The sequence below is a fragment of the Halomonas sp. genome (assembly GCF_031581305.1).
GTDB lineage: Bacteria > Pseudomonadota > Gammaproteobacteria > Pseudomonadales > Halomonadaceae > Halomonas.
Map to the genome: position 1 here is coordinate 10,954 of NZ_JAVLBC010000042.1, position 7,522 is coordinate 18,475.

9 protein-coding genes are annotated in these 7,522 nt (G+C 64.4%); 2 read left to right on the top strand and 7 right to left on the bottom strand.

The window, feature by feature from the left end; translation table 11 throughout:
- The 6 genes from RI841_RS05565 to RI841_RS05590 form a co-directional block, all read right to left on the bottom strand.
- Positions 1-682, bottom strand: a 682-nt coding sequence (locus RI841_RS05565; RefSeq protein ID WP_310704590.1) for a CoA transferase, incomplete at its 3' end; no start/stop codon positions are given.
- A 35-nt stretch (positions 683-717) separates the two neighbouring features.
- A complete protein-coding gene (locus RI841_RS05570; protein ID WP_310704591.1) occupies positions 718-1,503 on the bottom strand; it encodes an enoyl-CoA hydratase/isomerase family protein in 786 nt (261 codons plus the stop codon).
- Positions 1,504-1,535: 32 nt separating this feature from the next.
- Positions 1,536-2,816 (bottom strand): TRAP transporter large permease, encoded by a 1,281-nt coding sequence (locus RI841_RS05575; RefSeq protein ID WP_310704592.1) that lies wholly within the window; start codon positions 2,814-2,816, stop codon positions 1,536-1,538.
- Entirely contained in the window at positions 2,813-3,331 is a 519-nt protein-coding gene (locus RI841_RS05580) for a TRAP transporter small permease subunit (protein WP_310704593.1), read from the bottom strand. The genes RI841_RS05575 and RI841_RS05580 overlap by 4 nt, the downstream gene beginning before the upstream one ends.
- A gap of 74 nt (positions 3,332-3,405) precedes the next feature.
- A complete protein-coding gene (locus tag RI841_RS05585) occupies positions 3,406-4,392 on the bottom strand; it encodes a TRAP transporter substrate-binding protein (RefSeq protein WP_310704594.1) in 987 nt (328 codons plus the stop codon).
- Positions 4,393-4,621: 229 nt separating this feature from the next.
- A complete protein-coding gene (locus RI841_RS05590) occupies positions 4,622-5,083 on the bottom strand; it encodes a heme-binding protein (RefSeq protein ID WP_310704595.1) in 462 nt (153 codons plus the stop codon).
- A gap of 173 nt (positions 5,084-5,256) precedes the next feature.
- Here RI841_RS05590 and RI841_RS05595 point away from each other — a divergent pair, with 173 nt between their 5' ends.
- Entirely contained in the window at positions 5,257-5,940 is a 684-nt protein-coding gene (locus tag RI841_RS05595; protein ID WP_310704596.1) for a GntR family transcriptional regulator, read from the top strand.
- Positions 5,941-5,942: 2 nt separating this feature from the next.
- Here the strand turns inward: RI841_RS05595 and glcC are convergent, their stop codons facing one another.
- Entirely contained in the window at positions 5,943-6,722 is a 780-nt protein-coding gene (glcC, locus tag RI841_RS05600) for a transcriptional regulator GlcC (protein WP_310704597.1), read from the bottom strand.
- Positions 6,723-6,916: 194 nt separating this feature from the next.
- Here glcC and RI841_RS05605 point away from each other — a divergent pair.
- Positions 6,917-7,522, top strand: a 606-nt coding sequence (locus RI841_RS05605; protein ID WP_310704598.1) for an FAD-binding protein, incomplete at its 3' end; no start/stop codon positions are given.

Sequence of the window (7,522 nt, forward strand, 5' to 3'; positions counted from 1 at the left end):
GATGGCGCCAGCCGGTAGGCTCGGGTACCCGGCCCTCGGCAAAGTAGGCCGCCGCCTCCCAGGTATACCAGGGCAGGCCACACTCGGTGATGGCGATATCGATATGCTGGCCCTCGCCGGTGTTCATCTTGTGGATGCAAGCGGCGAGGATCGAGTAGGTGGCGGTCAGGCCGGCGCCGATGTCGTAGACGGCGATGCCGGTCTTGAGCGGACGACGCCCCGGCTCGCCGGTCATCGACATCAACCCGGTCATGCCCTGGGCGACCAGGTCGAAGCCGCCCTTGTGCCGGTAGGGGCCGGTCTGTCCGTAGCCGGAGATCGAACAGTAGACGATGCCCGGATTGATCGCCTTGATGGTGTCGTAGTCGATCTTCAGGGACTGGGTCACCCCGGTGCGGTAGTTCTCGACGATGACGTCGGCGTCCCGCGCCAGCCGGTAGAAGATCTCCCGGGCCCGGTCGTCCTTGAGGTTGAGCGAGATGCTCTTCTTGTTGCGGTTGATCTGCGAAAAGCAGGTCGACTCGTCATTGACATAGGGGCCCATCTGGCGGCTGTCATCGCCGCCGTTGAGCTTCTCGACCTTGATCACCTCAGCGCCCATGTCGGCCAGCACCATGGTGCAGTAGGGGCCAGCCATGATCTGGGAGATGTCGAGGACCTTGAGGTTCTGCAGTGGCAGCATCGGGGTGCTCCCTCCTTGGGGTTCTGTCGGCATGGCTAGCGCCCCGTCCACTCGAAGGGCGTCTTGTGGACGAAGCGGTTCACCGCCGCCTTGAAGTCGTCGCTCATATAGCAGGTGGTAACCCAGTCGTCGCCGGTCTCGGGGGCAGCGCGGCGCTCCGCCAGCACCCGCCCCACCAGCGCCTTGCTGGCCTGGACAGTAAGCGGGGCGCGACGCGCAAACTCGGCGGCAATTTCGGCGACCTCGTCGGCAATGCTTTCCGGATCATGGATGGCGTTAACCAGCCCAGCCTCGCGGGCCTCCTCGGCGTCGAACAGCCGGCCCATCATCAGCGCCTCCTTGGTGCGTGCCACACCAACCATGTCGACCATCCGCGAGACGTTGGTCATCGACAGGGTGTTGCCGAGCGTCCTGGCGATGGGTACGCCGAACTTCATGGTGGGCGTGCAATAGCGGAAGTCACAGACCAGCGCCAGGGCCGCCCCGCCCCCCACGCAGGCCCCCTCGATCATGGCGATGGTGGGCTTTGGCAGGGCCTCGAGCTTGCCTACCACCCGATCGATGCGCCGCTCGTAGCCGATGGCATCCTCGGGGGAGGCGAAGTGTGTGAACTGGGTGATGTCAGTGCCGGCCACGAAGGCCTCTCCCCCCACTCCGTGCAGCACCACCGCCACCACCGAGTCATCCGCTGCCAGCCGGTCGCAACAGGCCTCCAGGGCGTCATACATCGCCCAGGTCATGGCGTTGCGGCTCTCGGGGCGGTTGAAGCCGATCCAGGCGATGCCGCCTTCGCGCCGCAGGATCACGGATTCGTCGCTCATCATCTCTCTCCCGTCAGGGGGGTCAGGCAGCATCACCGGTAGAAGAGCTCCACCAGGCCCATGGGCACGACTGGCACATAGGTGACCAGCATCAGCAGCACGAACAGCAGGATCATGAAGGGCACGTTAGCCTTGGCCACGTCCCAGATGTCCGCCTTGGCCACCGAGCAGGCTGTCATCAGTACGCTTGCCACCGGAGGCGTCTGCTGGCCGATGGCCAGATTGAGGGTGACGATCATGCCGAAGTGCACCGGGTCGATGCCGACCATCATCACCAGCGGCATGACGATGGGCACCGTGAGGATGATGGCGGCCGCCGAATGCAGGATCATGCCAATCGCCAGCAGGAAGACGTTGAGCAACGCCAACACCATGTACTTGTTGTTGGTGAAGTCGCCGATCACCGCCGCCAGGGTCTGCGGCAGCTGGGCGCGGGTGAGGAAGTCCCCGAGCAGGGCGGAGCTCGCCACCAGCAGCATGACCACCGCCGTCTGCACGCCGCCCTCGACCATGGCCCCGCGCAGCGTGCTCCAGCGCAGCTCGCCGTAGCGGAAGCTGATCAGCAGCGCCGCCAGCACCGCCAGGGCGGCGCCCTCGGTGGCGGTCATGAAGCCGCCGAAGATGCCGCCGAGAATGATCAGCGGCAGCAGGAAGGCAAGGCCCGCCGCCTTGAAGGTGGCCCAGACCCTCTTGAGCTGGAAGGCTTCCTCGACCGGGTACTGGTAGCGGACCGCGAAGTACCAGGCGAGCGCCATCATCGACACGCCGCCGAGCAGCCCCGGGACGATGCCGGCCACGAACAGCTGCACCACCGAGGTGTCGGCCATGGCGGCGTAGAGGATCATCGGGATGGACGGCGGGATGATGATCGCCAGCGACGCCGAGGACGAGGTGATGGCGGCGGTGAAGTCCGCCGGATACCCCTTCTTCTTCATCGCCGGCATCAGGATGGAGCCCAGGGCGGCGACGTCGGCCACCGCCGAGCCCGAGATCTCGGCAAAGAACAGTGAGGTGCCGATGTTGACCATCGCCAGTCCGCCGCGGATGAAGCCGAGCAGCGCCGAGGCGAAATCGATCAGCCGCCGGGAGATGCCGCCGGTGTTCATGATGGCCCCGGCCAGCACGAACAGCGGGATGGCGATCAGCGGGAACTTGGTCGAGCCATCGAACATCACGATGGGGAAGCTGAGCAGGCTGTTCGGCCCCTGCAGCACCAGCATGGCAATCAGGGACACAGCCCCCAGCGCCACGGCGATGGGCACGTTGATGAAGATCATTGCCAACCCGGAGAGCAGGATCAGGGCAGTCGTCATTGCAATTCCTCCACGATATCCTGCTCCGAGGGCGGTGCCTTGCCTTCCCAGGCCTCACGAAGGATGGTCGGCAGGTTGACCAGTTCCGCTATCACGTAGAGCGCGGCGCCGATGGGGATGGCTGACTGGGTGACAGCTACCGGAATCGGCACACTGACCAGCGTCGAGCCGCCGAGAATCTGAATAACGCGCATGCCATAGAAGGCAAGCAGCACGAAGAAGGTCAGGATGATGGCCTCGCCGATCAGCACCAGCGTCATGCGCACAGCCCGTGGCTGTGAAAAGACGAGGCCGGGTACGCTGATATGGCCCCGCTTGAGCGCCGCCAGGGCGGCGCCGTAGTAGGTCACCCAGGCCAGCATCACGGCGGCCACCTCGTCGTACCAGCCAAGGGAGTTACCCGAGAAGCGAAAGGTGACACCGAGCAGCACGACTACCGTCAGGGACACCACCAGCAACATGGTGATGACTTCGAGCAGCCACTCGAAGCCGGATCGCAGTCTCGCAAGGGACATGTAAGCCACTCCGTCGAACAGAGTAAGGGGGACCGCCCCCGGCGGGGCAGTCCTCGGTCGGGGGGCGGAACGGCCTACTCTTCCTGGCCGAGTGCCAGCGCGCGGTCGACCAGGTCGCCGCCGCCTTCCACTTCCTCGTCGAAGAGCTCGTAGATGGGGCCGCTGGCATCGATGAACGCCTGCTTGTCGGCCTCGTTGATCTCCATGCCGGCGGCGTCCATCTTGCCGAGGAGTTCCTCATCCTGTCGGGCGGCGGTCTCGTAGACGAAGTCCTGGACCTCCTGGGCCGTCTCCATCAGCACGTCGCGCACGTCCTCGGGCAGGTCCTCCCAGTGATTGCTGGAGACCACCACGTAGGCCGGGGTATAGACGTGGCCCGTCAGCGACAGGTAGTCCTGGACCTCCTGGAACTTCTGGGAGTAGATCTGCACCAGCGGATTCTCCTGGCCATCCATGGTGCCGGTCTGCAGCGCAGTGAATACTTCGGAGAGCGCCATGGGCGACGGATTCGCGCCGTACTCCTCGAACATGCTCACACGCCATATGCCCTTGGGTGTGCGCAGCTTAAGGCCGTCGAGATCCTCCGGCGTATTGATGGGCCGCACGTTGTTGGTGATCTGGCGGAAGCCGTTCTCCCACACGGCGAGGATCTTGTACCCCTTCTCCTCCGCCAGCGGATAGAGGTCAGGCTCGATGACCTCCTCGATGACCCGCTTCATGTGCTCCCGATCCTTGATCAGGTAGGGCATCTCGAACAGGCCGAACTCGTCGACCACCGAGGACATCACGGAAGAGGGCAGCGTGAAGGTCAGTTGGCCGAGCTTGAGCTTCTGCATCATGGAGCTGTCGCCGCCCAGTTGGCTCGACCCGTAAACCACCACCTCGTAGTCGTCGCCCAGCCGCTCATTGGCACGCTCAGCAAACTCGCTGGCGGAAGCATCGAACAGCGAACCGGGATTGCCCACGTGACCGAACTGCAACTCGGTCTGGGCGAGACCGAATGCTGGCGTCAGGCTCAAGGCCAGAGAGGCGCTGGCGAATGCTGTCTTGATCATCTTCATCGGATACTCCAGTACTGACTTGTTGTTGTAGGTGTACTGCCCGGGGGGCGCGCCCTCTTGGGACAGTCTCCAGGCCGTGGTGGCTCCTGGTGGTCCGCGGGACACATCCCGACGACCCGAGTCATCCTCGGCCATCCAACGGCGCGGTGAGTCCGACCGTCAAGAATTAAATTTGAATTCAAAATTCAATATTAGGTATTATACTTTGGTCGAGAGACGGAGCGCTGAGTCAGACGGGCTCCAGTCCCCAGGCCAGTCCTGCCGCCTCGATACCGGCGATGACCGCCGCCTCGTCCTCGCCCGACGAGGCGCCACTGGCGCCCACGGCGCCGATCACCCGGGATTCTTCGTCCAGAATCAGTACGCCTCCCGGCACCGGGATGAAGTTTCCGCCCGAGGCGGCGGCCACGCTGGCGAGGAAGGCCGGTCGCTCCGCATTGCGGGCACCGACCACGCCGCTCGAGGCGCCATTGCCCAGGGAGGCGAAAGCCTTGCCCTGTGCTACCGGGAATCGCAGCGGGGCACAGCCGTCCTCGCGCTCGGCGGCGACAACGTGCCCGCCACCGTCGAGCACGACTATAGTGAGAGGCTCCATCGAGGCTTCACGCGCCCGGGCGAAGGCCCCGTCCAGGATGGCCCTGGCCTGAAAACGGCCAAGTTGGAAATGACTGTGAAAGACCTTGCCGGCCATGGGAGACTCCTGATAATTACCGAGATAGATATTGGTTGGATTTTGAATTCATAATACCTTTCGTGAAAGAATGCCAGTCTGGCCTGTACCCAACCGGGAAAGGGGAAAGAACCGACAGGTCTGGTGACGCGGCCGAGACCATCAGAAGGTCATTGCCTAGAGGGACCCATGCCATGAGCAAGATCCAGCATCGCAGCCTCTACCTGGACGTGGCCGACCGCGTCCGGGAACTCATCGAGCAGGGGGAACTCGCACCGGGAGAGCGGATATCGGAGAAGCAGCTCTGCGAGCGGTTCGGGGTATCCCGCACGCCACTACGGGAAGCGCTGAAGGTCCTCGCCTCCGAGGGCCTGATCGAGCTGCTGCCCAATCGCGGGGCCAGGGTCGTGCGCCTGACCCTGAAGATGGTCAAGGATACCTATGATCTGATGGGGGCCCTTGAAGGGCTGTCCGGCGAGCTCGCCTGCCAGAACATCAGCGACGAGGGGATCAAGGCCATCCGTGCGCTGCATGACGAGATGCTCGGGCACTATCGCGATGGCAACCTGCCGGACTACTTCCGGGTCAACCGGGGGATCCATGAGGCGATCCTGGCCGCCTCGGCGAATGAGGTCCTGCTGGAGACGTACAGCAACCTCAACCAGCGGGTGAAGCGGGTCCGCTATTCAAAGAAGATGACTGATGACTTCTGGCGCAAGGCTGTCCAGGACCACGAGCACATGATCCTTGCCCTGGAGGCACGAGACGGCAGGCGCCTGGGACAGATCCTGCGCGATCATCTCTGCAACAAACTCGAGGTGGCGTCCCTTGCTGGCGTGATCGAGGACGAAACCACCTTCGACGTCGCCCACTCATGACCCTATTGCCAACCCTCGAGGCGCATGGCCGAGCGCTCCAGCCGCTGGTCCTCCGCCTCGATCTCCCGCAGCTGCTCGCCCACGCCGGAGAGATGCTCCAGGGCGACACGCCGGGCGAGGACCGGCTTGCCCTCGATCACCGCGCGATAGAGCCGCGCGTGCTGGCGATTGATCATCTCGCGGGCAGCCGGCCGGTGATAGAGGTTCTTCACCGAGGCGAACACCGAACTCAGCAGCAGGTCCGTCAGGCTCTGCAGGGTGTGGACCAGCACCGGGTTGTGGGAAGCCTGGCAGATGGCCAAGTGGAAGCCGTGATCAAGCCGCGCCAGGCGTTCGACATCGATCGACTCGGCGCGCTGCACATAATCGGCCATTTCCTCGTAGCGGCGAGTGATCAGCACCCGGTCCGACGGCGTTCCCCGACTGGCCGCCAGGCTGGCCGACTCGCCCTCGAGCAGAGAGCGCACCTCCAACAGGTCGAAGAGGGTCCGCGGATGATCACGGAAAAGATGCATCAACGGCGTGTCCTGTGCCGCCGTGACCAGCTGCGCCACCTCCGAGCCCCGCCCCTGCCGGGTGACGATGACCCCCTTGCTGCGCAGCGTCCTCAGCGCCTCCCTCAGCGAGGCACGGGAGACCTGCAACCTCTCGCTCAGGCGCCGCTCGGAGGGCAGCAGCTGGCCGGGGCGGAACACGCCATCGAGGATCAGCTCCTCGAGTCTGGCCGCGATGGCATCGGGGGTGCGTGAAGTGGTGACCAGCTCATCATGGTAACGGGGCATGACCGTCTCCTTCGAGGGATGTCCTCTCGCGTGCGAGAGTGTATCTTGGAAATCCTTTCCAGAATTATACCCACAACTGGTCTGACCAGAGAACCAAAGACTGGACACGCCCGTCCAGAAAGCACAGATTGGTAGTCACAACCGGTCATCTGCCCGGCCCGTGCGGGTCATGGGCCATCCAGCGAGGAAGCCACATGAACATCCTCTATGACGAGCGGCTCGACGGCGAGCTGCCGGAAATCGACAAGGCCGACGTCCTGGCCGACCTGCAGCAGGCAGCGCCCGGGCTCAACCTGCTGCACCGCGAGGAGGACCTTCGCCCCTTCGAGTGTGACGGCCTCTCCGCCTACCGCGTACTGCCCATGCTGGTCGCCCTGCCCGAGACTCTCGAGCAGGTCGAGACGCTGATGAAGCGCTGTCGCGCTCTGGGCGTGCCGGTGGTGACTCGTGGCGCGGGCACTGGCCTCTCCGGTGGCGCCCTGCCCCTCGAGAAGGGCGTGCTGCTGGTAATGTCGCGCTTCAACCGCATCCTCGACGTGGATCCGGACGCCCGCATCGCCCGACTCCAGCCCGGGGTGCGCAATCTTGCCATCTCCGAGGCGGCGGCCCCCTACGGCCTCTACTACGCGCCGGACCCCTCCTCGCAGATCGCCTGCTCCATCGGCGGCAACGTGGCCGAGAATGCCGGTGGCGTGCATTGCCTGAAGTACGGGCTGACCGTGCACAACGTCATGAAGGTGGAGGTGATCACCATCGAGGGCGAGCGCATGACGCTGGGCAGCGAGGCGCTGGATGCCCCC